Below are 23,265 nucleotides of genomic sequence, written 5' to 3' on the forward strand. Positions count from 1 at the left end.
AAACGTCCTGAGGGTCGCGTCCCGCCAGAAGCTGGTCCAAAAGCTCTTTGTCGATAGCCATGCGATGGTCCTTTCCTTTCCATCATCATGACCTCCCGCACAGAACTCCTGACAGTCCCATAGCCGGCGGACCGTGCAGGCACCGCAATCGGTGCGGCTGAATACGACCGTGATGCGGGGCGCGCCGGCATCGTCGCGGCCGGTCCGCCACGTCACCGATTGCTTGCCCTCCGGACAGGTGACCTGCTCGCGCTCCCAATCGATTGCGAAGTGAGACTGCTCGAAGGCTTGGCTTTCCGGCGTCGCCCGCTTCGCCGTGGCTCGCACCGGCCCCTCCAGCGACACGCCGTGGTCGCGCCGACTTTCCACCAGCAGCGCCGCGTCGACATAGCCGGCGTCCACGAAGTGCTCAGCCGGCAGTAGGCCCTTGGCGGATAGACCCTCATGGATCGCCTGCGTGCTTGCCAAGTCGGGTTCCATCGCCGGGCGGGTCAGCACGTGCGTGATCACATGGGCCGCGTCCGCATCGCAGCTCTCAGTCACGTGGACCTTATAGCCCGATCATTCCATCTGCCGCTTCGTGCTGTAATGCACCTCGGGGTCATAGGGAGACTGCAGCCGCTCGCCGACCGGCGGCAGTTCCGCGCCGCTGCGCCAGCGTGGCCGCCCGGCGTCATCGCGGGCGTAATGAACACGCCACACGTCGCGCAGGACCTGCACCATCGGCAGAAGGCGGGCAGCAGGAGGCGCATCGGTTGCATCGATAGCAGCAAGCAGAGCGATCCCGTCCGCGCCGATCTCCAGTGCAAGCGCTTCACGCTCTGCGCGACCTTTGGGAAGCCGGTAGTCCTCGACCCGACGCCCGTAACGCTCGAACCACACCGGCCGGGCCACGGAGCGAACCCATGTCGGCACGATGGCGGCCAAGTCGTCGAGCGCCGCACGCAAGGTCTCCGCAACCAGCTCAAGAAGGTGAAGATCATGAACAGCGGCCAGCACGTGGGTACTGTCGGTGCGCTGCTTTCCCCGTGCCTTGACCAGTCCCCGCTCCTGGAAGCGATCCAGCATTCTGTTGAGAAGAAGATGCTCGGCTCCGCCAGCGACAAGGCGGGCGCGGAATTCGGTCAGGACGCTAAAGTGAAAGCCCGGATCGGTCAGTTCCAGCCCGAGCGCGTACTTCCAGTCGATGCGAGCTCGCACAGCGTCGGCCGCCTGCCGATCGCTGAGATGCTCCAGAAACTGGAACACCGTAACCAACGCCAGCCGCCATGGCGCCAGGGCCGGCTGGCCGCGAGCGGGGTAAAGCTGACGGAAATCCTCGTCACGATAAAGATCCGCGAACGTCTCGCGCAGCCCCATCACAACGGTGCCTTTCGGAAACGCTGCTTTGGCAACACGAACAGTCTCGGCAGGCGTAGCGCCAATCGGCTCTGGACGCAGGCTCATGATCCTTCTCCCACGAAAACGATCATAACGCGCCAATTCGCCGACAGTATCTAGGAGATGTCCGCACCCCACTTCCGGTTCGGACCGGTCGCGGCGAAGTCCTGGTCCAGGAGGTTCGGCGCGACCGGAAAGGCATGCAGGCTGTCCGTGGTGCGTTTGAACCGTCGCTTCTGCCGCGCCTTCATACCGTTCTCGCGCATCAGGCGGNACAGTATCTAGGAGATGTCCGCACCCCACTTCCGGTTCGGACCGGTCGCCGCGAAGTCCTGGTCMAGGAGGTTCGGCGCGACCGGAAAGGCATGCAGGCTGTCCGTGGTGCGTTTGAACCGTCGCTTCTGCCGCGCCTTCATACCGTTCTCGCGCATCAGGCGGGCAACGCGCCGGCGCCCGATCCCTAAGCCGTTGTCGCGGAGTTCGTGCACCATGCGCGGGCTGCCATAGGTCTCGTTCGATAGAGCAAAAGCCGAGCGGACATGCGCGAGCAGCATCAGGTCGGTACGCTGASGGTGACAGGCCGGGCGGTCCTTCCAGGCGAAGTAGCCGCTCGGACTGACGCCAAGGACCTTGCACAGGCGCTGGACGGGGAACTCCTTCTTCGCCGCATCGATGAGGCGGAACCTCATCGACTTCCCTCCTTGGCGAAAAAAGTCGCGGCCCGCTTCAGGATCTCGCGCTCCTGACGAAGGATCTCGTTCTCGCCGCATCGATGAGGCGGAACCTCATCGACTTCCCTCCTTGGCGAAAAAAGTCGCGGCCCGCTTCAGGATCTCGCGCTCCTGACGAAGGATCTCGTTCTCGCGTCGCAGCCGCCTTAACTCGGCCGCCAGGTCCTCTTGGCGTTCGGGAGGTGGCGCTTCCAGTTCACGCTCCCGCGCTTGTCCAGCCAGCGCCGCAACGTCGATAGCCCGATGCCGAGGTCCTCGGCGATCTCACGCTGCGTGCGTTCGCTCGTCTCCACCAGACGAACGGCCTCCGCCTCGAACTCCTTGCCGAACCGGCGCTGCGGCTTGCCCATGGAATGCTCCTCTTTCCTTCAAAAGAGCTCTCCACTTTCCCGGGACAAGTCCAGACTGACCACGCGCTTGACGCCGCTTTCCTCCTAAACCCATCCCGTCCCGGCGGTTACGATCAAAGTCACGCCCGTTGACCTTCCAAATCATACGTCGAATCGGAAATTCAAAATGGACGAAATCGGCGACGGAAGGCGCTGGGCCTCACTTGTCGTCTTACGCCTGCGACCCAGCCCCGATATAAACTTGTATCGGGATTGTCTTAATCCCGACTAAGCTGCGGCCGACCCCTTTGAATTGTTGTTTGCGCCCTCCAATGCGTTATCAACCTTTTCCTTCAACCTGTCGAAGTCCTTCATGATGGTGTCTTTCGACGAGCCGCCGCCCTCGTTCGAAGGCGACGACTTGCCATCGAGCTTGCTGATCAGTGCGTCCAGGGACTTCATGATTTCCTTGAGGTCCTTCTTGATGTCTGCGGGATCGGCAGACTTGGAGTCGCCGCTCTTGCCGCATTCGGATGGCTTTCCGCCTTCCGCAGGCTTGGCACCATCGGCAGACTTGCCGCCCTCGGCCGGCTTCGCACCGTCGGACAACTTGGCTCCGTCGCCAGCCGGCTTCTGGCTGTCGCCACCCTTTGCACCGTCGGACGGTTTGGCGTCTCCGCCGCCCTTCCCGCCGGCGCCATCGCCACCGGACTTGCCGCTGGGAGCGCCGCCGCCGGACTTGCCGTCCAAAGCCTCGGTGAGCTTCCCGATCATATCTTTCAGTTCACCGATCTGCGACTTCAGGTCTGCCTTCCAGTCTCCATCGCTGTCCTTGCCGGGGCTGGCGCTGCTGCTGCCCTTGGTGGAGGAATCGCTGGTGCTCTTGGGAGATGAGTCTTTGCTCTTGCCGCCACAATCGCCTGGGCTCTTCTTGGCACTTTCGCCAGCGCTGTTGGGATTGGCGCTCTTCGGCGCCAAATTGCCGTTCGCCGACGGGCCATGACTGGCGCCATCTTTCGGCGGACACGCATCTTTCTGGTTGCTCGCATTGCTGCCGAAGCTTGTGTGATTGCCGCCGCCGATGTTGCTCAACACGTTGATGTTCGCTCCGCTGAGCGCGCTGATGGTCATTGCTGTCACGTCCTTTCATTTGACAACGGCTCAACCTGAGACGAGCGATCTGGGAAATGCATGTCACATCATCGTCTTGGACGCTGCCGGACTAGCCCCGCGCCGTTTGAGGAGAGCCTTTCCTAAGATCTTTATATTTAGCTTCGAGTACCACTTCTGGATGCTGGGTACTCATCTAATATAGCCCGTCCCAGCACACAAAATCAAGAAAGTCTAAATTCAAGGCATTGAAATCGTTAATAGACAGATCGGGTTAATATAATAGAACCCAACAAACTAGTTCGATCGATTCCGTCATGTGAAGTACACAAATCCCGGAAAGAACTGCACGCATCGCATCCTAAGCGAACGAGCGGAAACACGCCGACACCCGCTGAAGACCGTTCGAAGCTGACGATTCGAACGGTCCTGACGGCGAGACCGCACGCAAGAAGCCCTTTCGCGGAGCGAGCAAGAGCCTCGCAGAGGTGATATGAGATGGGCCCGGCCACCGCCGGCCCCTTCGGTCCATGGGAAACATCCCGCCCGCCGAGGGAAAGAGTGCCATCATGCGCAGCGTCGAGGCGACCAGGAGCGCTACACGGGACTCCCGCCCGTTAGCCACTTCAAGCCCGGTTCGGTCGTCTTCCATACGATTCCCGCGAAGATCCGCGACGAAGTATTCGTTCGCAACGAGGCGGCTTTCAGCCTAGTTTCACACCGCTGGCAAGGAAACCCAGGCCTATTGCAACTGTCGAATGAGATTCGACAGAGACATGCCTTCCCCGCTGCCCAAAGCTTGCGTCTGTGCGCCGGGAATATGCGCCATCGGACCCATGCCCGTATTGACGTTGAGCCGACGTCCATAGTGAGGGCCGCCGGCCGTCAGCGTCGCGATGGGATCGCTCTGGTCGCTGACGGTCAGGAAATTGTCGCCCTTGCCGGGCGCGTCGGGATCGGGGCGAATGCCCGGGCTCTCGAAGGCCATGCCTCCCGCTCCGGTCTGCTGGGCCGCAGATTGCGACTCCATGCCCCCGAGAGAATGGCCGCTGACATAGACGTTGTCCGAGCCGATGCCCTGTTGGTCCGCGATCCCCTGTACGTCGCGCGTGAAATCGGCGGCATCGACCTGTGCCGGAGCGGCGCCTCCCGAGCCAGCGATCATGTCCGCCTGCAGTTGCGGACCGAGAATGCCGGGGTCTTGGGCCATGCCGCTCGTGGTCCCGCCGAACGCGACGATGACCTTCTCGTCTAGAGTGACGTAGGCCTTCGACACCATCCCCGTCGCAGGATTGATGCGCTCCACGGGTCTTCCATTGTCCATCAGGGGCTTGAGGCCGCTTTCGTCTCCGCCCATTCCGTCGACGGCCGTCGCGGCATCCTGGAACTCACGGGTCGTCGGCGCGTCGCCCGCCATGCCCGCCTCAGCTCCCTCCTTGCCGCCGGCAGGAGGGGCGGATGGAGCACCCTGTCCGGGCAGCATCCCGCCGAACGACGGAAAGGAGCCCGAACCCATTCCCCCGGGCATTCCGCCCATGCCACCAAATCCGGTCGGAAAGGTCATTCGGGATCATCCTCCAATCTATATGACAAGAACTCGGGACGAACAGTCACAATCGCCACAATCCCGCGCCCGCAACGATGCGCGCGTCATGGCGCTGCCCCTTGGGAGAAGGGGAAGAAACGGACCCGAAGGTCAGCCCGATGCCGGATCGGCCTTGCCCGGCGCGGCCGCGCCGCCACCACCCCCCGGACTGGCCTTCGCCGACCCTCCCCCGGCACCGCCTCCAGCCGGAGCCCCTCCCGCGCCGCCGCCAGAGCCGCCAAGAGCCGCCGACATCAGCTGACTGAGAATGCCGCCGAATCCGCCGCCGCCCATACCACCCATGGGACTTCCGCCCATGCCGCCCATCGAGCCTCCGCCCATGCTACCCATCATTCCGATCGTCATTGATCCGCCTTTCTTGTCATATCGACGAGCCCTTGAACTGCGCCGATGAACTGCCCCGATTTGCCGGAGCGGTCTTTGCCATGGACGAGGCGCGAGGCCGGAGCGGTCGGCAGCCGCGCATCGTCCATGGCGCGAAAAAGACCTGCCCGACAGGTGGGCCTTGGCAGACTCTCGAGGCGCGTCGCAGCGCATGGACGAACGCCGGCACGCAATCCCACCCGAAAGACCGCCGAGCCCGTTGAAACAAGCCAACTCTTGAGCTCTCGGGCTCGTAAGCATGGCACCATCAAGATGTGCGATCCGAACTTTACGGCCTTTCGGCCATCCGCCCCATCGATAGGCAGGCCACGCCGCCAATCGCACATCGAGCCGAACGCCGATCGCATCTCGATCGCACCGAGATGCTCATTGCCATCCACGCTCCGTCATCCGCTCATATTATAAGTCATTCTTCTTCGAGAGCTTCCCGGCTTTCCCGCTTCCTCGACATCGAAGAGAGGATTTATAGATGTGGCTTACTGTCTTCGTGATGATCGATTAACGCATTAAGTGATAAACGACGGTCCAGATCAAGTCAGATGTTGATTTTTGGCAAGCCTGACATCAAAATGTCATGGAAGACGTAGATATAGGAGTTGTCGCCTTATGAGATCGACAATCTGCTGATATCGAAGCGTTTGGCGCTCTCCGACCGAAGTCAACCATGGCGCAGCATCCGAGGCGTCCGTGTCTTTTGCGGCCATTTGTATTGGATACTTACAATGAGCAATGTGGGTTCGGCTGGTCAAGGTGGTGGCGGATCTCCCGGCGGGAACGTCGATAGTTCGATCCAGCAGTTCCAGAAGGCACAGGAAGAGGCGACGGCCAAGAGCCTTCAGGTCTCCACGAAGATGACGGAGATCAACGGAAACGCGAATTCCATCAAGAAGATCAGCCCAGGCTGATCGCGCTTCGGACGTGCGGTCCGGCGTGCTCGTCCGCGCAGTCGTCAACGAGTGTTCCGCATGTCCATGCTCGATCTGCTATCGCGAAGGAGGTCCTCGGGCGTAAGGCACGCCTATGTTCTGGACATCCGACGGGAAGCTGACGACGAATCCGCCGGGTTCGAGGTCGCTATGCCATTGGCGCCGGGGCGATCGGTGGTTGGTGGGTCGCCGAATTGCGACTGCGTGATCGTCGGATGCGCTTTCGATGTTCTGTGCGTCGTCAGTCATTCCGAGGATGGCGGTCAGCTGTCGCTGACGAGCGGCGTTCTCGGAGCAACCTGCGACGATGAACCGGCGCCCTTGGGTGAAAGCCTCGCGCTGCGCGCCGGCAGCCTGTTTCGCGCCGATCCGTTCCTGGTTTCGGTCCGGTCCGTCGAGCCGGAGCCCCTGAACGACGCGTCGCCCTTCGCGGGGCCGGGTGCTTTCGCGACGCTGGGCGTCAAGGGCATTCCATCCCGACGTCACGCGATCGTCGGCTTGGGAACGATGGGCTTTGCCTCCCTGCTTCTGGCCGGGTTCTATCCGTCCGCGCCAGCATCCGTCGCGCGGCGCCCGGCGAGCGCTTTTCCCGCGACGGCCGATCTGTCCACCTCGGAGGCAGTCGTGGCGCAGATGCGCCGACGGCTGTTAGAACTCGGCGCGCCCGTCGAGGCGAACGTCACCGCCAAGGACGGGCGCGTGGAACTCGAGCTCCCGGGCCCAGTCTCCGAACGGAACATCCTCCTTGCGGTGGCCGACGAGATCCGGCTGCGGACACGGGTGCCGATCGTGACGAAGACGGCTGTCGACGACCGCGTCCTGTCCCTCGTTTCCGGCGTCTCGCTCTCGCCCGCCCGTCTGGTCGTCGGCCGAGACGGGAAGACCTATGCCGAGGGCGACAAGATCGCCGACGACTGGCAGGTGGCTCAGATCGACGAGAACGGCGTGATCTTCAGCCGGCGCGGCGAGCAGGTCGTCCTGTCGCTGGAGGATGCACCGTGAACGCCAGCCTTTTGAAGGCGGGCGCCCTGCTGGCGCGGCCGGACCTGGCCTTCGCCGGCCTCTTCCTGCTGATGGTCGCCGTCCTGATGATCCCCGTTCCCACGGTGATGCTGGACGTGCTGGTGGCGATGAATCTCGCCTTCAGCATCATGATCATGACCACGACGATCTACTTGCGCAACGTTCTGGAACTCTCGACCTTTCCCTCGATCATCCTGATCAGCACCGTCTTCCGCCTCTCGCTCACCGTTGCCGCCACTCGAAAGATTCTGGCGGAGGGCGATGCCGGCCACATCATCCGGGGCTTCGGCCAGTTCGTTGTGGCCGGCAACGTTCTCGTCGGAATCATCGTCTTCCTGATTCTCGCCCTCGTGCAGTTCCTCGTGGTCACGAAGGGCGCCGAGCGCATCGCGGAGGTCAGCGCCCGATTCACGCTCGACGCGCTTCCCGGCAAGCAGCTCTCGATCGACAACGACCTGCGCAACGGCGTCCTCAACGGCGCAGCCGCCTCGCAGCGGCGCTTCCTGCTCGAGAAGGAGAGCCAGTTCTTCGGCGCGATGGACGGCGCGATGCGCTTCGTGAAGGGCGATGCGATCGCCACCCTCGGCATCGCCTTCGTGAACCTCGTCGGCGGTCTCGCCGTCGGCATGGTGCAGCACGGGCTCGCCTTCGGACAGGCGCTGCACGTCTATTCGCTCCTGACCGTCGGCGAAGGCCTCGTGTCTCAGATTCCGGCCATGCTCACGTCGGTCTCCGCCGGCGTCGTCGTCACGCGCGTCGTGGCGGACGATTCGCAGTCGCTCGGCATCGACATCGGCCGTCAGGTGCTTCGCCAACCGCGCACGCTCTTCATCTCGGCGGCGGCCGTTGCGGCGATGGCCGCCGTGCCGGGCTTTCCGTCCGTCGTTCTCCTGTTGCTGGCCGCAGGCATCGGCGGCCTCGGCTATTCGATCGTGCGGGCCGCGCGTCCGCGACCGAGCGCGCCGGACGAACAGGCCGGCGGCGAAGAGCCCGAGCAGTCCGGCGAGGAGAAAGCGCCGCCGTCCTATGCGCCGACGCCTCTCGGGCGACAGGAATGGGGCGATCCCATCGTCCTGCGGGGATCGGCCGCGACGCTGTCGGCCCTCGAAATGGCCGGCGTCGGGAACCACCTGGATGCGGCCGTTCATTCCGAAGCCCGGCGGGCCGGCATAGCGCTGGTCATTCCGAAGTTCGCCGAGCATTCGGTGGCGCCGTTCGGCAGCTTGGAGATCGTGGTCGAAGGCGTCGGTCAGGGCCATCTGAGCGATGTGTCGGACCTCGATCCGGCCGATCTCGCGCATCGCATCGCCCTCGTCGCCCGCCGCCAGTCCGCCGCGATCTTCTCCATCGCCGATCTCGACCAGTGGCTTTCCGATCTCGAGCGCCGGCACGGGAGGCTGATCGAGGACCTCCGGGAGCGCCGGCCGGCCATGCGCCTTCTGGAGGCGGTGAGAACGCTGGTCGTCGAAGGCATTCCGCTGGCCCATCCGCGCCTCTTCATCGAAACGCTTCTGTCCGGCGCGCTGGAGACGATGAGCGTCGACGAGATGGCGGCGATCGGGCGGCGCAAGCTGATGGCGCAGGCGCTGGATCAACGCCGCGCGGCGAACGGCCTCCTGCCGCTCGTCGCCTTGGGCACGGAATGGGAAAGGCGCTTCCTGTCGGCGCCGCGTGACGACGGACATGCCGATCTCCTCGGGGCCCTGAACCGCGTCCTGTCGAGCATGTCGAACCGCGGCGATGCGCCGGTCGTGCTTCTTCGCACGCTTCGCAGGGCCGACATCGCTCCCCTTGCCGCCGCCGCCGGCCTCGATGCGTTCTTCGTCGAGGTCGAGGATGTTCCACCCCATCTGGACATCCAGCATCTGGCGACCGTCGAGATCGACGAATCCATGCGGTCCGACGATCCGCAGCTTTCGGAGCGTCCATGAGCGCCGGGGCGAAAGGGGAGGGGCGGTCTCCGCATCCTGCCGCCCGGCGATCCGATACGGGCATCGGGCCGCGAACATCCCGTTAACCATAGTGCGATAGAAGGAAGCGAACCATGGCTGTCGAACCCATCACTTCAGGATCCGGCGCATCGGGCCCCCAAGGCGGCGATTTCGCCGCCTCGCTCGACCGGGCGCAGAAGGGCAACGGCGCCGGCGGGGGCGAGGCGGCGTCGAACCCGGACTCGCAGGAGGCGAACCAGCAGTCGCAGCAGCAGATGCAGAAGATGCTGACCTCCTCGCTGCAGCAGTCCCAGGCCATGATGAAGCAGATCATCGAAGAACCGATTCAAGAGGCTAGATCGGCGGAGGAATGAAGCGAAGGAGAAGACGAGCTTCCGGCCGGGCGCCGCTGATACGGGGCGAGGCCGACACCTCGCCCATGGCGGAGTGCATCCGTGCGGGAACCTGGAAACGTCTGCTCATCGTCTCCGCACGCTTTCTTCTGGGCGGACTGGCCGTCGTCGCCTGCGGCGGGTCCGCATCCGCCGCCGACGGACAGTGGACGCTCCGAGGCGGATCGACGGAGGATCTGCCTTTTCTGGCCGCAGGGCTCGAACGCGACGACGTGGTCGAGCGCCTGCCCGTGTCCCCTGGGACCTTGGATCGCTTCGCCGGATCGATCGAAGCCGCGCCTCCTGTCCGGGGGGCGGCGCCGACGCCGCACGCGCCCAAGCCGCTCGTTCGCTATCGCGTCTACGATCAGTCCCTGGGCGACGTGCTGGAGACTCTGAGCAAACTGACCGGGGTCCCCGTCGTTTTCCAGAGTTCGATCGACGGGCGTGTCCGGGCCGAGACTCTGTCCGGGTCCCTGGGCTCGATCGTCGCGCAACTCAGCGGCCGCTTCGGTTTCTTTTATGCCTTCGATGGAGCGCGCTTCATCGTTTCCTCCCATGAAAAGACGGTCACGGAGGTCACGGAGGTTCCCGAAGGTTCGTTCGACGAGGCCGTGGCGCTGATGGGAAAGGTCTTTCCCGCCGTTTCGCCGGGCTCCGTCCGCATCTCCCGCGACCTCGGCGTCGTCATGCTGCGTGGACCGGAAGCCTTCGTGCAAGCGGAGCGCACCGCCCTGTCGTTCAACAAGGTCGACCACGTGAAGATCATTCGCGGCGGCTATTCCTCGATCGTCAAGCTCGGCGACGACCCTCCGGCCTTGCCCCCTTCCAAGTGAATCCGACGTGTCGCCGAAACCGCGGCTTTCCCGGTCGGCTCTCGGAGCGGCGCGAGACGGGCGTCGCGTCGGCATGCCGTCGTCGTTCCAGCGGCAAGCGGATCGGCAGACACGCGCCCTCTTTTGCTTCGTCTCCCATATGAGGAGACGGAAATTCGCATGACGGAACAGTTGATACGGCTAAGATCGATATAATGTATTGTAAGCTTATCTTCAAAGTTGTCATAAAATTCAAGTGGGATCGAGCAATCGAAGCTGTTAAGCGTCGATTCAGAGTCAAAGTTGCCCCCCCCGAACACAGTCATTCCCACTCCCGCTCCCCGTTTGAGCTTGGGCGGGAGGAGCCGATGCGGTGTTCAGAATCGGAGCCCTGATGAGCAACATTCCGACGACGACGCCCCGAACCTCCGACGCCTCCTCCCCAACATTGAGGAAGGCGTTCGAATCCTCGCTCTCGACGGCCGAGGAAAAGAGCCGGCCGTCGGCTGACGGCTCGTCCGGGACCGCGGCTTCCCCGCAGTCTCCGCCGCGTTCGGGCGAGGCTGCGAAGCCGAGATCGTCGGGCGAACGGGCGAGCCTTCAGGGCCGCGACTCTCAGGAGGGTCCCAGCGGCACCGGACAGCATTCGGGCGAGGGCGGCGCGGTCACCCCCTGGCAGGGCGGCCAGAGCGGCGGAGGCGGCGACCAGGGCGGCGGCCGGCAGCAAGGCGGGCGTGACGGGGACGCCAACGCGGATATGCCGGCTTGGACCCAGCTTTCGGTCGGGCAGGGTGGTGCCGACATTTCGTCCGGCTCCGCGCTCCAGCTCGGCGTTTCGAAGACGGACGATCGGGCGCTTCCAGGAAACGACGATCGCTCCACCACGCTCGTCGTGACGTATGACGGCAGCGGGGCGGCCAGGATCGACGACGCGAAATGGGGGAGCAATCATATGCCCCCGCCGAGCTGGCCGGGATGGCACAAGGGGCGTGGCTCCGCGGCGTCCCACCCGGGCGGCCATCCCCGGACGATCCACTACCCGCCGTTGGAGAGGCCGCATCCGCGGCCGGGAGTGCACGGTCCCGTAGGGCCGGGCCGGCCTGACCCGAGGGACCCTTTCGGGCGGGGGCCTATCGCGCCTCTTCCATTGACGACGCACGGTCCCTTGCCGCCACTCTCTTCCCTTTCTCCGAAATGGAATGAGCTGATGCAGGAGGTCAACGGCCTCCAGGGGGACGTCCTGCGCGAGCAGATCGGCCGGATCGACAACCACTTTGAATCCAATCCCGATTGCTTGTGGAGCAAGGGCGTCAACCTCACGCCGGCGCAGAAGGTTCGCTACCTCTACGATCTCCAGTCGAGTCTGGGACGCTATGTCGGGCTCAAGGAACAGGTCGCGCAAAAGAGCCCGAAGGCCGTCTTCACGAACGACAAGGAGATCCTGCGATCTTTCCATATGCGGATCGACAGGCTGCAGAAGGACCCCGCCATCCAGAACTGGATGCGAAGCACGTTCGCTCCTGCCTTGGCGAAAAAGATCTACGACACGCTTCCGATTCGGCAGATGCTTCTGGAAACGATGAAGTCCGACATCGTGGACGGGGGCATTCTCAAGACCGCGACGGCGCGTGGCGTGAAGCCGGGCGACGCCGTTCGGTTGCATATGCGCGAGTACGGGCTTCTTCAAAGCATGATGACCCCGGCGGATTTGAAATACTACTCGCAAGGAAGTGGCGCCGCGCTCGGAAATTTCATCGATGGCGTCATGTCGCCGGCCCATATCGACCGGCTGACCGCGACCCAGATGCAGGCGCATTATGGGATGGACTACAGGAGCGGACTCGGCTCGCTCGACATGGCGGCAGATCCGGGCATTCACTCGCTGGCCCAGGACACGCATCTGAGCGGCGCAAAGGTCCGCGCCGATCTCGGCGGACTCGTCAACGCGACCCTCGGCTTCGTCCGCAAGGGGATGAAGTACAGCGAAGCGCTGGCCAAGGCGAAGATCTCGTCGGTCGGATGGGATCAGGTGCCGCCGGGCGTGCGGGACGCCTATGGCAAAGGTCTCTTTCACCTCGCCAACACACTGACCGGCGGCGCAGCCGTGGCGATGAAGACGCTCGCCGGGAAACCGGTCTCTGAGATGGACCAGGCGGCGCTGGCGTTTCAATGCGCCAATGTGGCTGGCGCGGGCCTCGAGGCAAGCGGGAAGCTCGGACCGGCCTATGCCGGCCTTCCAAAAGACACCGGCCGCTTCAGCGGTGCCAATCTCAGCGCGGCGGGGCAGATTCTAGGAGGACTCGGGGGCGCCGTGGCCGGATTCATGAGCCTGGCGAAAAGCGTGAAGAACGGGGATCCGGCCACCGCCACCCTCGGCGGGATCGCGGGTCTCTCGGGCGCGTTCGGCTCGACGGCGACGCTCGCGGAAGGGGCGATGTATTTCGCGGGTGTGTCCAGGATCGATGCTTTCGGCCCGCTGAAGTCTGCTTTTTCCGCGATCAGCCGAGCGGCGCCGATGAGCGCCTTCGATGGCGCCGCCGCGCGCCTGGCCGCCAACTACGAGTGGAGGGGTCCGAGCCTCATTCTCGAACGAGTGGGGCTTGCTGCCGTCGGCGAAGTGACGGCCGGGCTTTCCGATATCGTCGCCTTGGCCCTCGTATTCTACGATACGTTCAGCTCCGAAAATAGAGCTGCGTCCAAGCAGAATGCAATCATCTGGAACGATACGAACAGGTCTTTGACGCAACTATTTGGCCCCGGACGCGGTATTCACGTCGACTATCCGAACTACGATCCCAAGCCGGGTCCCGGCCATCCCGGTGGGGGGAACTGATCGATCTTGCGGGCACCGACCCTCATCGGGATTTCGACCCAGCGGGTGCCTGTTCGGATTGGGGTGTATCGCCGGGCGAGGCTTATTTCGCTGGACGCCCGGCTTACGATGCCATGGCCTGCGCGACGCGCTCGAAGAAGCGGAGCTGGATGTAGCGGCCGGGAACGGCGGCTTCGAAAACCTCGTCCGCGAGCGGCGACTGCGTCATGATCGGAACGCGGAAGCCGGCTCGGATGCGCTGCGCCCGAGCCGTGCCTTCGAGCAGGGCGAGGACGACGGGCGCGGAGGTCGTGCCGGCGTCGTAGTAGAGCCCGACGAGGCGGCTGCCGGAATCCAGCCAGAAGGTCGGCTCCGCCCCGGCCAGAAGATCCTGCGGCGGCATGTCGCCGAGATCGTGGGCGAAGCTCTTGCGGCCCTTCCTCAGCTCCGGGCTGCCGAACTCCTCCTTCTGCTCGCGCTTGAACTCGGTCTGCGTCATGCGCTGATCGTGGCGGAACAGGGCGCGGCTGATGCCGAGATCGACGAAGCCGGACAGGATCAGCGTCGCGCATCCGATCAGGGCGATGGCGCCGAAGAGAGACAGGGCGGCCCGGATGGCGCAGGCATCCCCGCAAAGCGGCGCCCAAAGTGTCGTGTTGAAGAGAAGCATCCCGGCGAGAAAGCTTCCGACGCCGACGATCGCCAGCTTGATCAGCGACTTCAGAAGCTCCGACAGCGCTTTGAGCTCGAAGAGCCGTTTCAGGCCCTTCATCGGGTTCAGCCGCGTGAAGTTGGGCGCGACGGATTCGCCCGAGAACGTGATGCCGCCCGCGTCGAGGAGGTAGGCGAGGAAGGAGGCGCCGACCGTGAGGCCGAGAAACGGCACGACGACCGACGTGAAGGCGCCGCCGGTCTGTGCCAGGGCGTGCAGGAGATCGACGTCCCCCGCCGCCGTGTCGTCGAGCGTCGCGGTCAGAAGGGCGGCGAAGGTCTTGGAGACGAAGTCCCAGGCCGCGACCAGCGCGAGGACGATGACCACGGTCGTCGCGCCGGCGATGAAGTCGCGGGAATGGGCGACGGTGCCCTTCTTGCGCAGGTTCTTCAGCTTCGTCTGCGATGCCGGATGCTTCTTCTCTTCGCCGCTCTGCTCGTCCGTCGCCATGTCAGGGCAGTCCCAGGATTTGGCGCGCCGAGGCCAGGAAGGGTTCCCAGACCGCCTGGACGTAGTTCGGCAGGACCCATGCGACCGCGACGGCCAGCAGGACCGCGGCGAGATTCTTCGCGGTCGAGCCGAGTTCGAAGATCGGAAGTTGGGAGGTCGATCGGTTCAGGAAGACCAGGGCGAGATCGATGGCGACGAGGAGGATCATGAAGGCGGCGACGAAGAGGAGGCCGCGGGAGAAGATCGCGTCCATCAGGTGGCCGATCGTCGCCGGGCCCCCGGTCCCTGCCGTCGGCCACGGCTCCAGCACCGGCCAGACCCGGAACGAGCTCCAGAGAATGTCGACGGTCTCCGCGATGCCGCCCTGGCTGACATAGATCAGGGCGGCGATCGAGGACAGGAGGCTGGCGAGCGACGTCGTGTCCACCGCGGCGGTCGGATCGTAGAGGGCCGGCGTCGTGGCGCCGCGATAGTGGTCGACCAGGGCTCCGCCATGCAGCACCGCCCAGAAGGGCGCGCCGAGCAGGGCACCGAGCGCCGCGCCGACGCCGATCTCCTTGACGAGCAGCCCGAGATAGAGGAGCGGCGCCGGCATGCCGGCGGCCGCGAAATCGTTCTGCACCGACAGGATGACGGGCAGCGACAGGGCGGCGGCCGTGCCGAAGGCGAGAAGCCCCGTGACCTGGAAGAGGGTGAAGATCGGAAAGACCGCGGCAAAGCCGAAGCCCCGCGCGCTGCCGAGAAACAGGGCGGCGGTGAGGCCGGAGAGCGTCGTGTCCGCGCTCATGCCCATCTGTCCGGCCCGATCGCTGCCGCCGTCATCGCACCATGACCGGAAAGTCCGTCATGATATGGCGCGTATAGTCGAGAAGCGGAGCGCAGAAGGTCGTGCCGCCGGCCGCCAGCATGGCCCCGATCGCGCCGATCTTCACGATTTGCGGAATGGTCTGCTCCTGCAGCTGCAGCGCGGCCTGGAGGATGCCGAGGAACAGGCCGATGGCGAGGGCCACGCCCAGGATCGGCGCCGTCAGCGCGAAGGCCGCCTGCAAGGCTCCGACGAGCGCATCTGTCAGCGCGTCATCCGTCATCATCCGGCTCCATAGGACAGAACCAGACCCTCGAAGAGCCGGCGCCATCCCTCCACGGACGTGAAGAGCAGGAGCTTCAGCGGCGTCGCGATGATCGGCGGGGACATCATCTGCATGCCGAGGGCGATGAGGATGGCGCTGGTGGCGAAGTCGATGAGAAGGAACGGCAGATAGATGAGAAAGCCGATCTCGAAGGCGCGCGTCAGTTCCGCCGCCATGAAGGCGGGGACGAGGATGGCGAGATCCTCCGTTCCAACGGTGTCGGCGAGGTTGGGCGGCCAGGACCGCCGCGCCGCGTCGACGAAGAAGGCGCGCATGTCCGGATCGGCATGGAGCAGCAGGAAGGCCCGGAAGGGCGCCGCCGCCAGCCGCGCCGACTGCAGCATCTCCGCCGGCGACGAGAACCGGGCCTCGCCCGAGGAGAGAGCCTCGTAGGCCGCGCTTCCCACGGGCACCATCACGAAGCCCGTCAGGACCATGGCGACGGCGAAGACGAGCAGGTTGGGCGGTGTCTGCTGGATGCCGAGCGCGTTGCGAACGATCAGGAGGACGACGGAAATCTTGGTGAAGGCCGTCGCTGCGACCGCCAGGAGCGGCAGGAAGGAGACGATCGCGAAAAGCGCCAGGGTTCCGAAGAGAAGGTTCGGATCGGCCGTCATCGCAACATCTCGACGATCTCCACGACGAGATCGCCATCGACCTTTATGAAGCGGCCGGACCCGATGATGCGTCCGCCGAAGACGAGATCGACGCCGTCGTCGGGCGTTCGCGACAGAGGGAAGCGGTCGCCGGCCGACAGCCGCTCGACCTCCGCGATGGTCAGACGCTTGCGGCCGAGTTCGAAGGCGAGGTTGACGGAAACGCCCGCCAGCGGTCCGCGATCCGGGGCGGTCGTTTCCTCGTTCGTCAAGACATGCTCCTGGAGATAGGCGGACTCGCGTTCGTCGTGCGGACCGCGCGGCGCTTCGGAAAGGATGGTGCCGCCTTCGCCCACCTTGACGGCGGCGAGCCGGTGTTCGGCGACCACGAGATAGGGCCGCCGGGCGGCGGGCGGCGGTAGAAGGATGCCGTCGCCCGGTTTGAGCGCGAGAAGGGCCGCGAAGCTCAGATGCTGCACCGCAAGCCGCACGCAGACGGGAATGTCGGCCTGCGGGAACCGAGGCGGCGCCGGTTCGAGATTGCGCAGAAAGCGCCGGACGGGAGGCAGCAGATCCGCCGGAAGATCCACGAGGGCCGGAAGGGCGTCGCCGTCCCATTCCAAGGTCGCTTCGAGGGTCAGATTGGATCGCTCGTTGCTTCGAGGCGCGTCGAACCGCGCTTCGAGAAGCTCGATCCGGCAGCCGACAGCCGTTTCGAGCTCGTCGAGCACCGGGGCGAACAGATATTCCAGCGCCTCGCCGCGCTGATCGGCCTGAAGGCGCGGGCCCAGATCGACGCCGGCCTCCAGCCGTTCGACCCGCAGCGCCAAAGGCTCGAGCGGAACGGCGATCCGGATCGGCCGCCGCCCCGCCGTGGCGAGGATCGTCATGACCTCGCCGAGGGCCCATCGGGGCCGAGCGGCCTCACCGATTGCGCCGAAACGGATCGCCCCCTGCGGCAGCGTCCAGACTTTGCCGATCTCGTCGGCCAGCTCTCGCTCGGGCATCGTCACATGCGCCTCCATGCCGCCCGCAGTTCGATCAGTTCGGCCATGCGACGCTCGTCGGCCCGCAGTTCGGCCGAGATCTGCTCCCGGCGAAGGGCGGCGAGGACAAGTTCCGCCGCCTCCTCGCGGCGGCGGCTCGGGACGAAGGCGGCGCGCGCGCGCTCCACCGCCGCCTTCGCGTCCGCCACCTGCCGCCGCGCCGCGTCCCGTCTCGCCTCCGCCCCGATACGGCGGGACGCCAGCTGGATGCGGTTCAGTCGGGAGCGCACCCTTTCGTCCGGGTCGGGCGAGGGCTCGTCGAGGAGCAGGCCCGCGGCCCGCGCCGCGAGCCGTTCCAGGTCTCGCTCGGCGGCATCGAGGCCGGCTCGCGCCGCCTCGAAGGCGTGTCGCGCGCCGAGGAGGGCAACCTCGGCCCGCTCGCGCCGCGAATGACGGATGGAGAGAAGCGCCTCGGCTTCGTCCACGTTCATGCCCCGCCGTCCGTGATGGCGTTCAGTTGAGAGACCGTGTCCTCGTATCGACTCGCCCGCAGGATGTCCTGACGCAGGAACGCCGCGATCCGCGCCCAGTTGCCGACCGCACGGTCGTCGGCGGCGTCGCGCCCGGGCTGGTACTCGCCGAGCCGGATCAGGAATTCCAGTTTCTGGTAGCGTTCGATCATGCCGCGCAGCGACTCGGCCGCCTGGCGGTGGGCGGGCGAAACCACGGCGCCCATCGTGCGGCTGCGGCTGGCCAGGACGTCGATCGCCGGCAGCCATCCGGAGGAGAGGAGCTTGTCGGACAGAACGATGTGCCCGTCGAGCAGCGATCGCGTTTCCTCCGCGATAGGGTCGTCGGCGATCTCGCCCTCCACGAGCACGGTGTAGAAGGCTGTGATGAAGCCCGTTTCGCCGGGGCCGGCGCGCTCGAAGATCTGGGGAAGCGTGGTGAAGGTCGAGGGCGGAAAGCCCCGGCGGACCGGAGGCTCGCCGGCCGAAAGACCGATCTCGCGCAGGGCGCGCGCGAGGCGAGTCACGCTGTCGACGATGAGGAGGACGTGGCGTCCCTGGTCGCGGAACTGTTCGGCGATGGCCGTTGCCAGCAGCACCGCCTGCAGGCGCTCCAGCGGCGGACGGTCCGACGTGGCGGCCACGACGGTCAGCCGTTCGCCGCCGGGCGCGCTCAGGTGGTGGCGGGCGAATTCGGTGACTTCGCGCCCGCGCTCGCCGACCAGCGCGACGACGACCGCGTCCGCTTCGACATGGCGCACGAGGGCGCTGACCAGCGTGGATTTGCCGGTTCCGGGCGAGCCGTAGAGCCCGACGCGCTGCCCGCGGCCGATGGTGAGAAGTCCGTCGATGGCCCGGATGCCGACGCTGACAGGTTTGTCGATGACCTGTCGCTTGAGCGCGGCCGGCGCGGCGGCCGTGATCGCGCGCCGTTTCGCCGAAGCGCCCAGGTGGGCGTTGGGACCCGCCCGCAGCGTGCGCCCGCGCCCGTCGAGGAGCGCTCCGAGGAGATGGTCGCCGATCGCGACCTTGAAGGGGGCATGCGTGCGAACGACCTCGATCCGGATGGAAAGGCCGGCAACCCCGCCATACGGGGCCAGAATGACGTCGTCGCCCTCGACGCCGATCACCTCCGCGATGTCGATCCGGCCTCGGGAGGGATCGCGCAAGTCGCAGAGCTCTCCGATCTCGGCGCCCGGAAGCTCGGCGCGCAGGACCGTGCCGATGATGGACTTGATGCGTCCGTAGATCGGATCGAGAGCGACCTCGTCCTCGAAGGCTTTCAGGCCGGGTCTGTTGGTCATAGGTCTTGGCTCCCGGGGGCATCCGCACCGAGGATTTCCGAAAGACGTGCGACCCGCTCGGCGATGCCGACATGCTTGCGGCCGTGAGCGCCCACGAGGACGACCTCGCCGGCCCTCAGGAGCCGGTCGGCTTCCAACGGCGGCACGGCGACGCCCTTGGCTTGGCAGGCCTCCTTCAGGAGAGCTCCGAAGCTCTCGAGTTCGGCGGGTGAGACGAACACCTGGACCCGCGTCGCGGGCGTCAGTTCGTCCATCACCTTCTGCATCGCCCAGACGAGCCGTTCTTCGGAGGGCGTCGCGCCGATCACCTCCTCGACGGCGTGGAGCAGAAGAAACGCCAGTTGCTCGCGCGTTTGCTGCAGGCTTCGCTCATAGTCCTCGGACAGCGAGGCCAGATCCGCCGCCGCCGCCGCGACACCTCGCCGGTATCCGTCGGCGACGCCGTCTCTCCGCGCGGCCGCGAACGCACGCGAAACCTCGCCGTCCTGCGCGACGGCCCGCGCCTCGGTTCGGGCGAGGATGTCGCTGGCCGTTCGCAGCGCGCCGAGATCCTCGGCCGCGATGACGGGGCTCGATGGCCGGAAGGCGGTCATGGTGGCCCCGCCTGCGTGGATCGTCTGGCAAGATCGAACAGACGCCGTCCGGCATCGCCGGCGGGCCGGCGGTCGCCGGCCCAGGCCGCGACGAGATCGGACAGCGGATCCAAGAGCGGCTGGACGATCTGGCGGGCTGCTTCGAGAACGGGATCGCCCTTGCAGCCTTCCAGGACGACATCGGGCGCCGTCGCCGCATGGGCGAGGGCAAAGCGCATGTCGCCGGAGTCGTAGATCGTGAGGAAGGTCTCCAGCCGTGCCCGTTCGATGACCGGCCCGAAACGGCGCAGGACGGCCGCCAATCCGACGCGGCGCAGGACGACGGCATCGGGCATGTCCATCCCGTGCGCTTCCAGCCTGGGTTCCGGCAGGTGCCATTGCCGCACGGCCCTCGCCGCGAGGCGGGCGGCCAGTCGCGGCGTCGTGGTCATGGCCTTGGCGACCTCCGGCATCGCCTGGCCCGTCAGCTCGACGCAGGTCTCGGCGGAGAGCGCGTCCAGGCAGGCGCGCAGCGCGCGGGCATCCTGCAGGGCGCGGGGAAGCGTCGCCCGTCGGCGGGACGAACTCGTTTCCTTGTCTGGAACGCCAGCCCCGCCGTCCATTCGCTTCGACCCGATCTTCTCGCCCGCACAGGGTCATGGCGAAACCGCCTTGCGCCGGGATCAGAGCTAGGTCTCGTGCCTTGTCTCAAAATGTTTCGCAAAGAATATCTTAAGTATATCTTCGTCTTAAGGGGAGGCGACCGATAGCATCGGCGCGCAAGCCTCGGCGGGGGACGGAGTCTACACCCGCTCTCCGCCTTCCGGTCCGCCCGGCGGCTATCGTGTGCTGCCGCGCAGCCGCTGCAGCGTCTGCGGCCCCACCGCGAGAGCGAGCGTGGCCAAGAGCAGAGCGAAGGCGAGGATCGTGAACATGCCCCGCAGGGAGAAGGCGGTGTCCGGCTCGACGCCGACAGCCGCCTCCATCGTCGCGGCCGGGGTCGTGACGACGGTCACGCCTTGATAGTCGAGGCCTTGGACCGCGGCGGCGATGACCGATTTCAGCTTCACCGTCGTGGCCAGCGGGTCCACGCCCGGCCGAAGCGTCACGACGGCCGATGCCGTCGGGGCCATGGGTTCGCGCAGACGGGGCTGATCCGACGAGGCCGAGATGCGCACGAGGGCATCGACCACGCCTTCGATCGCCAGCAACTGCCGGCGCACTTCCTCGTTCTGCGCGTAGGCGAGACGGGCCTTCAGTTCGAACGGCGTCACGATCAGTCCGTCGCCCGGAAACAGCTCCGGTATGGACTGGGACGTCCGCTGCGGCAGGCCGGCCGCGTTCAGCGTCTGCAGGGCCTCGACGAGATCGTCGCCCCGAACGGTGATGGCGTAGGTGTTGTCCGCATTGGTTTCCCGGCTGGCCGGGATTCCGACCCTCGACAGTTCGGAAAGAGCCAGATTGGCGTCTTTCTGAGACAGGCCGTCCAACGCGCTTTCTCCCCTGCAGCCCGTGAGGACCAGGCAGAGAAGAAGGGCTGCGAGCCGACGTTTCACAGGCTGAACCATGAATGTTCAGCTGCCTTGCGAAAGCCGTCGCGTGCCGGACACCACGGCGCTCACGAGCGTGGAGACGAGGCTGAGGCCGGCCGAGCGCATCGCCGCCCCTTCGAACGCCTTCACGGCCGCATCGACGTTGCCGCCCGGCATGCGCGGGTCCTGCCGATCCGTGTCGAAGCCTTTTCCGTGGAACCGGACGGCTGCGCGCGGCTCCATCGGGGCCTCGATGCTGAAGGCCGAAAGCATGCGGCCAAGGGCCGGCTTGCGCTCGCGGTCGGCGGACGCGACAGACTCGGCATGTGCGCCAATCGCGATCTCCGGCTCGACGCGTGTCGGCGTCGCCCGATCGACGGCTCCGGCCCGATAAGGGCTGGCACGCCGGGGATCAAGATCCGCGACATCGGCGGTCCGCGCGCTCGACGACTGCCAGGCGGCCGAAGTCGACGACGCCGACATCGGGGTCGCGGCGCAGTTGGGACGAACCGGAGCGGTGGCTGGTGCAGCTTCGAGCATGTCGGCCTCCCCACGATCTGACCACGAGAGTTCGCCGCCCACTCGGCTCATCGGCGATCCTCGCGGGAGCATCGCCTTCAAACCTCTCGATTTCGCTAAGGGGTCTCTCAAGCCTCTATCGCCGCGGCCAGGGCATGCCTCTTCGTCTGGCCCTTTGGCTTCTGCAAACTTGATGATCCCTCGCTTCAGTGGACACCTTTGCTAAGCCTGTAAGGGCATGGAGATGTTGCAATGTCGAAGACGAGGAGGGAGTTTTCTCCCGAGTTCAAACGAGAGACGGTTGCCCTATTGGAGAGCAGCGGTCGGCCGTTGATGCAGGTGGCGACCGAGGTGGGTATTTCGCCATCGATGCTGCGGAACTGGCGGCTGGCAATCCGTGGCGGCAAACCGACATCGCGGGCGACGGCGCCGACGGGTTTGTCGCCGTTGCCATCGCCGGCGGATCAAGCGTCCGAGATCACGCGGCTGAGGCGAGAACTGGACCGCACGCGGATGGAGCGCGACGTGTTAAAAAAAGCGATCGGCATCTTCGCGGAGGTGCCGAGGTGAGCTTCAACTTCATCCGCGACCATGCCGGCCGCTGGCCGGTCCGACTGATGTGCCGGGTCCTGGAGGTCTCGGCCAGCGGCTATCACGCCTGGCGCCGCCGCCCTGAGAGCGCGCGATCCGAGGCTAACCGCAAGCTGCTTGCCGACGTCCGCCGACTCCATGCCGAGCATCACGGCCGCTACGGCAGCCCCAGAATGCATGCCGCACTTCGCGCGGAAGGCAGGACGGCCAGCCGTGGCCGGGTCGAGCGGCTGATGCGGCGGCACGGCATCCGCGCTCTCGCTGGCCGCAGGTTCAGGCCGTGCACCACCGACAGCCGCCATCATCTACCGATCGCGCCGAACCTGCTGAAGCAGGGGTTCGTCGCCGCGGCACCCAATCGCGTCTGGCTCGCCGACATTACCTACATCGCCACCGGCGAGGGATGGCTGTACCTCGCCGCCGTGCTCGATCTGGCAACCCGCAAGATCGTCGGCTGGTCGATGTGCAATCACATGCGCACCGAACTGCCGCTGGCCGCCTTGATGATTGCCGCGCAGCGGCAACGACCGGCCGCAAGCCTCATCTCTCATTCCGACCGCGGCAGCCAATACGCATCGGAAACGTACGGCAAGCAACTCATTGCGATGAAAGCCAAACCGTCAATGAGCCGGACTGCCTGCTGCTACGACTGTGAGAGAATGCCGGCAGCCTGAAGGGTCTGGCCCGTGCTTACGATTGACCTCGTGTCATAGCGTTGATCTGCCGGCCCTCCAGGCTGCGCCCGGCTGCGCTTCGATACGTGACTTCATAGGAGCCTGAGGGACGGCCATCCCATCACAGTCCTGTCCGCTCGAAGCGCAACGTCGGGACTGTCAGGAGTTCTGTGCGGGAGGCCGTTTTCGTCAGAGGACGAAGCGGTCTGCAAAGACGACAGCGAACTGCGTCTTGGCCTCTATCCACTCGC

Annotated in this window: 23 protein-coding genes and 3 pseudogenes; 8 read left to right on the plus strand and 18 right to left on the minus strand. The window is 65.6% G+C overall.

The window, feature by feature from the left end; translation table 11 throughout:
• From ASG62_RS15385 to ASG62_RS27860, 7 genes and pseudogenes are all read right to left on the minus strand, one after another.
• Positions 1-543 (minus strand): annotated as a pseudogene (locus ASG62_RS15385) (hypothetical protein); the annotation flags it as partial.
• A gap of 18 nt (positions 544-561) precedes the next feature.
• Positions 562-1,446 carry a transposase gene (locus ASG62_RS15390; RefSeq protein WP_082537019.1) on the minus strand — a complete coding sequence of 295 codons (885 nt, stop codon included), beginning with the start codon at positions 1,444-1,446 and terminating at the stop codon, positions 562-564.
• Positions 1,447-1,499: 53 nt separating this feature from the next.
• Positions 1,500-1,653: pseudogene (locus ASG62_RS25655) on the minus strand (IS3 family transposase); the annotation flags it as partial.
• Positions 1,654-1,664: 11 nt separating this feature from the next.
• Positions 1,665-2,461, minus strand: a pseudogene (locus ASG62_RS27235) (IS3 family transposase); the annotation flags it as partial.
• A 267-nt stretch (positions 2,462-2,728) separates the two neighbouring features.
• Complete coding sequence (locus ASG62_RS15405; protein ID WP_056691025.1) at positions 2,729-3,571, minus strand: hypothetical protein; 843 nt, start codon at positions 3,569-3,571, stop codon at positions 2,729-2,731.
• A 721-nt stretch (positions 3,572-4,292) separates the two neighbouring features.
• Positions 4,293-5,114, minus strand: coding sequence for a hypothetical protein (locus tag ASG62_RS15410; RefSeq protein ID WP_156382176.1), 822 nt, complete (start codon positions 5,112-5,114; stop codon positions 4,293-4,295).
• A gap of 383 nt (positions 5,115-5,497) precedes the next feature.
• On the minus strand, positions 5,498-5,629 hold the full coding sequence (locus tag ASG62_RS27860; protein ID WP_274532623.1) for a hypothetical protein: 132 nt from the start codon (positions 5,627-5,629) through the stop codon (positions 5,498-5,500).
• 507 nt (positions 5,630-6,136) lie between these two features.
• Here ASG62_RS27860 and ASG62_RS27615 point away from each other — a divergent pair.
• The 6 genes from ASG62_RS27615 to ASG62_RS15440 all read left to right on the plus strand — a co-directional run bounded on the left by ASG62_RS27615 (position 6,137) and on the right by ASG62_RS15440 (position 13,460).
• Entirely contained in the window at positions 6,137-6,445 is a 309-nt protein-coding gene (locus tag ASG62_RS27615; RefSeq protein ID WP_244487491.1) for a hypothetical protein, read from the plus strand.
• Positions 6,446-6,787: 342 nt separating this feature from the next.
• Positions 6,788-7,468 carry a hypothetical protein gene (locus tag ASG62_RS15420; protein ID WP_156382177.1) on the plus strand — a complete coding sequence of 227 codons (681 nt, stop codon included), beginning with the start codon at positions 6,788-6,790 and terminating at the stop codon, positions 7,466-7,468.
• Positions 7,465-9,420: a flagellar biosynthesis protein FlhA gene (locus ASG62_RS15425; protein WP_056691013.1), complete on the plus strand. Its 1,956-nt coding sequence runs from the start codon at positions 7,465-7,467 to the stop codon at positions 9,418-9,420. Before ASG62_RS15420 ends, ASG62_RS15425 begins: the two co-directional genes overlap by 4 nt.
• A gap of 113 nt (positions 9,421-9,533) precedes the next feature.
• Complete coding sequence (locus ASG62_RS15430) at positions 9,534-9,794, plus strand: hypothetical protein (protein ID WP_056691012.1); 261 nt, start codon at positions 9,534-9,536, stop codon at positions 9,792-9,794.
• A gap of 251 nt (positions 9,795-10,045) precedes the next feature.
• Positions 10,046-10,648, plus strand: a complete 603-nt coding sequence (locus ASG62_RS15435; RefSeq protein ID WP_156382178.1) for a hypothetical protein — start codon at positions 10,046-10,048, stop codon at positions 10,646-10,648.
• Between the two features lie 1,186 nt (positions 10,649-11,834).
• Positions 11,835-13,460 (plus strand): hypothetical protein, encoded by a 1,626-nt coding sequence (locus tag ASG62_RS15440; RefSeq protein ID WP_056691007.1) that lies wholly within the window; start codon positions 11,835-11,837, stop codon positions 13,458-13,460.
• Between the two features lie 103 nt (positions 13,461-13,563).
• Here the strand turns inward: ASG62_RS15440 and ASG62_RS15445 are convergent, their stop codons facing one another.
• From ASG62_RS15445 to ASG62_RS15495, 11 genes are all read right to left on the minus strand, one after another.
• On the minus strand, positions 13,564-14,601 hold the full coding sequence (locus ASG62_RS15445) for an EscU/YscU/HrcU family type III secretion system export apparatus switch protein (protein WP_056691005.1): 1,038 nt from the start codon (positions 14,599-14,601) through the stop codon (positions 13,564-13,566).
• A gap of 1 nt (position 14,602) precedes the next feature.
• Entirely contained in the window at positions 14,603-15,388 is a 786-nt protein-coding gene (locus ASG62_RS15450; protein ID WP_162245994.1) for an EscT/YscT/HrcT family type III secretion system export apparatus protein, read from the minus strand.
• A gap of 31 nt (positions 15,389-15,419) precedes the next feature.
• Positions 15,420-15,692, minus strand: a complete 273-nt coding sequence (locus ASG62_RS15455) for a flagellar biosynthetic protein FliQ (RefSeq protein ID WP_056691000.1) — start codon at positions 15,690-15,692, stop codon at positions 15,420-15,422.
• Entirely contained in the window at positions 15,689-16,348 is a 660-nt protein-coding gene (gene sctR, locus ASG62_RS15460) for a type III secretion system export apparatus subunit SctR (protein WP_056690998.1), read from the minus strand. Before sctR ends, ASG62_RS15455 begins: the two co-directional genes overlap by 4 nt.
• Positions 16,345-17,334: a FliM/FliN family flagellar motor switch protein gene (locus ASG62_RS15465; RefSeq protein ID WP_162245993.1), complete on the minus strand. Its 990-nt coding sequence runs from the start codon at positions 17,332-17,334 to the stop codon at positions 16,345-16,347. The genes sctR and ASG62_RS15465 overlap by 4 nt, the downstream gene beginning before the upstream one ends.
• 2 nt (positions 17,335-17,336) lie before the next feature.
• Entirely contained in the window at positions 17,337-17,804 is a 468-nt protein-coding gene (locus ASG62_RS15470) for a hypothetical protein (RefSeq protein ID WP_056690993.1), read from the minus strand.
• On the minus strand, positions 17,801-19,126 hold the full coding sequence (locus ASG62_RS15475; RefSeq protein WP_056690990.1) for a FliI/YscN family ATPase: 1,326 nt from the start codon (positions 19,124-19,126) through the stop codon (positions 17,801-17,803). The genes ASG62_RS15470 and ASG62_RS15475 overlap by 4 nt, the downstream gene beginning before the upstream one ends.
• A complete protein-coding gene (locus ASG62_RS26990; RefSeq protein ID WP_056690987.1) occupies positions 19,123-19,719 on the minus strand; it encodes a FliH/SctL family protein in 597 nt (198 codons plus the stop codon). Before ASG62_RS26990 ends, ASG62_RS15475 begins: the two co-directional genes overlap by 4 nt.
• Positions 19,716-20,321: a hypothetical protein gene (locus ASG62_RS26995; protein ID WP_056690984.1), complete on the minus strand. Its 606-nt coding sequence runs from the start codon at positions 20,319-20,321 to the stop codon at positions 19,716-19,718. Before ASG62_RS26995 ends, ASG62_RS26990 begins: the two co-directional genes overlap by 4 nt.
• Before the next feature lie 216 nt (positions 20,322-20,537).
• Positions 20,538-21,188 (minus strand): hypothetical protein, encoded by a 651-nt coding sequence (locus ASG62_RS15490; RefSeq protein WP_056690981.1) that lies wholly within the window; start codon positions 21,186-21,188, stop codon positions 20,538-20,540.
• Positions 21,189-21,272: 84 nt separating this feature from the next.
• A complete protein-coding gene (locus ASG62_RS15495) occupies positions 21,273-21,821 on the minus strand; it encodes a hypothetical protein (protein ID WP_156382180.1) in 549 nt (182 codons plus the stop codon).
• A 180-nt stretch (positions 21,822-22,001) separates the two neighbouring features.
• On the opposite strand from ASG62_RS15495, the gene ASG62_RS28060 reads away from it, so the two are divergent.
• A complete protein-coding gene (locus tag ASG62_RS28060) occupies positions 22,002-22,319 on the plus strand; it encodes a transposase (protein ID WP_056690974.1) in 318 nt (105 codons plus the stop codon).
• Positions 22,316-23,014: an IS3 family transposase gene (locus tag ASG62_RS15505; protein WP_413814211.1), complete on the plus strand. Its 699-nt coding sequence runs from the start codon at positions 22,316-22,318 to the stop codon at positions 23,012-23,014. Before ASG62_RS28060 ends, ASG62_RS15505 begins: the two co-directional genes overlap by 4 nt.
• The last annotated feature ends 251 nt before the right edge of the window (positions 23,015-23,265 follow it).

The organism is Aureimonas sp. Leaf427 (assembly GCF_001425485.1).
In the GTDB taxonomy this organism is placed as follows: Bacteria; Pseudomonadota; Alphaproteobacteria; order Rhizobiales; family Rhizobiaceae; genus Plantimonas.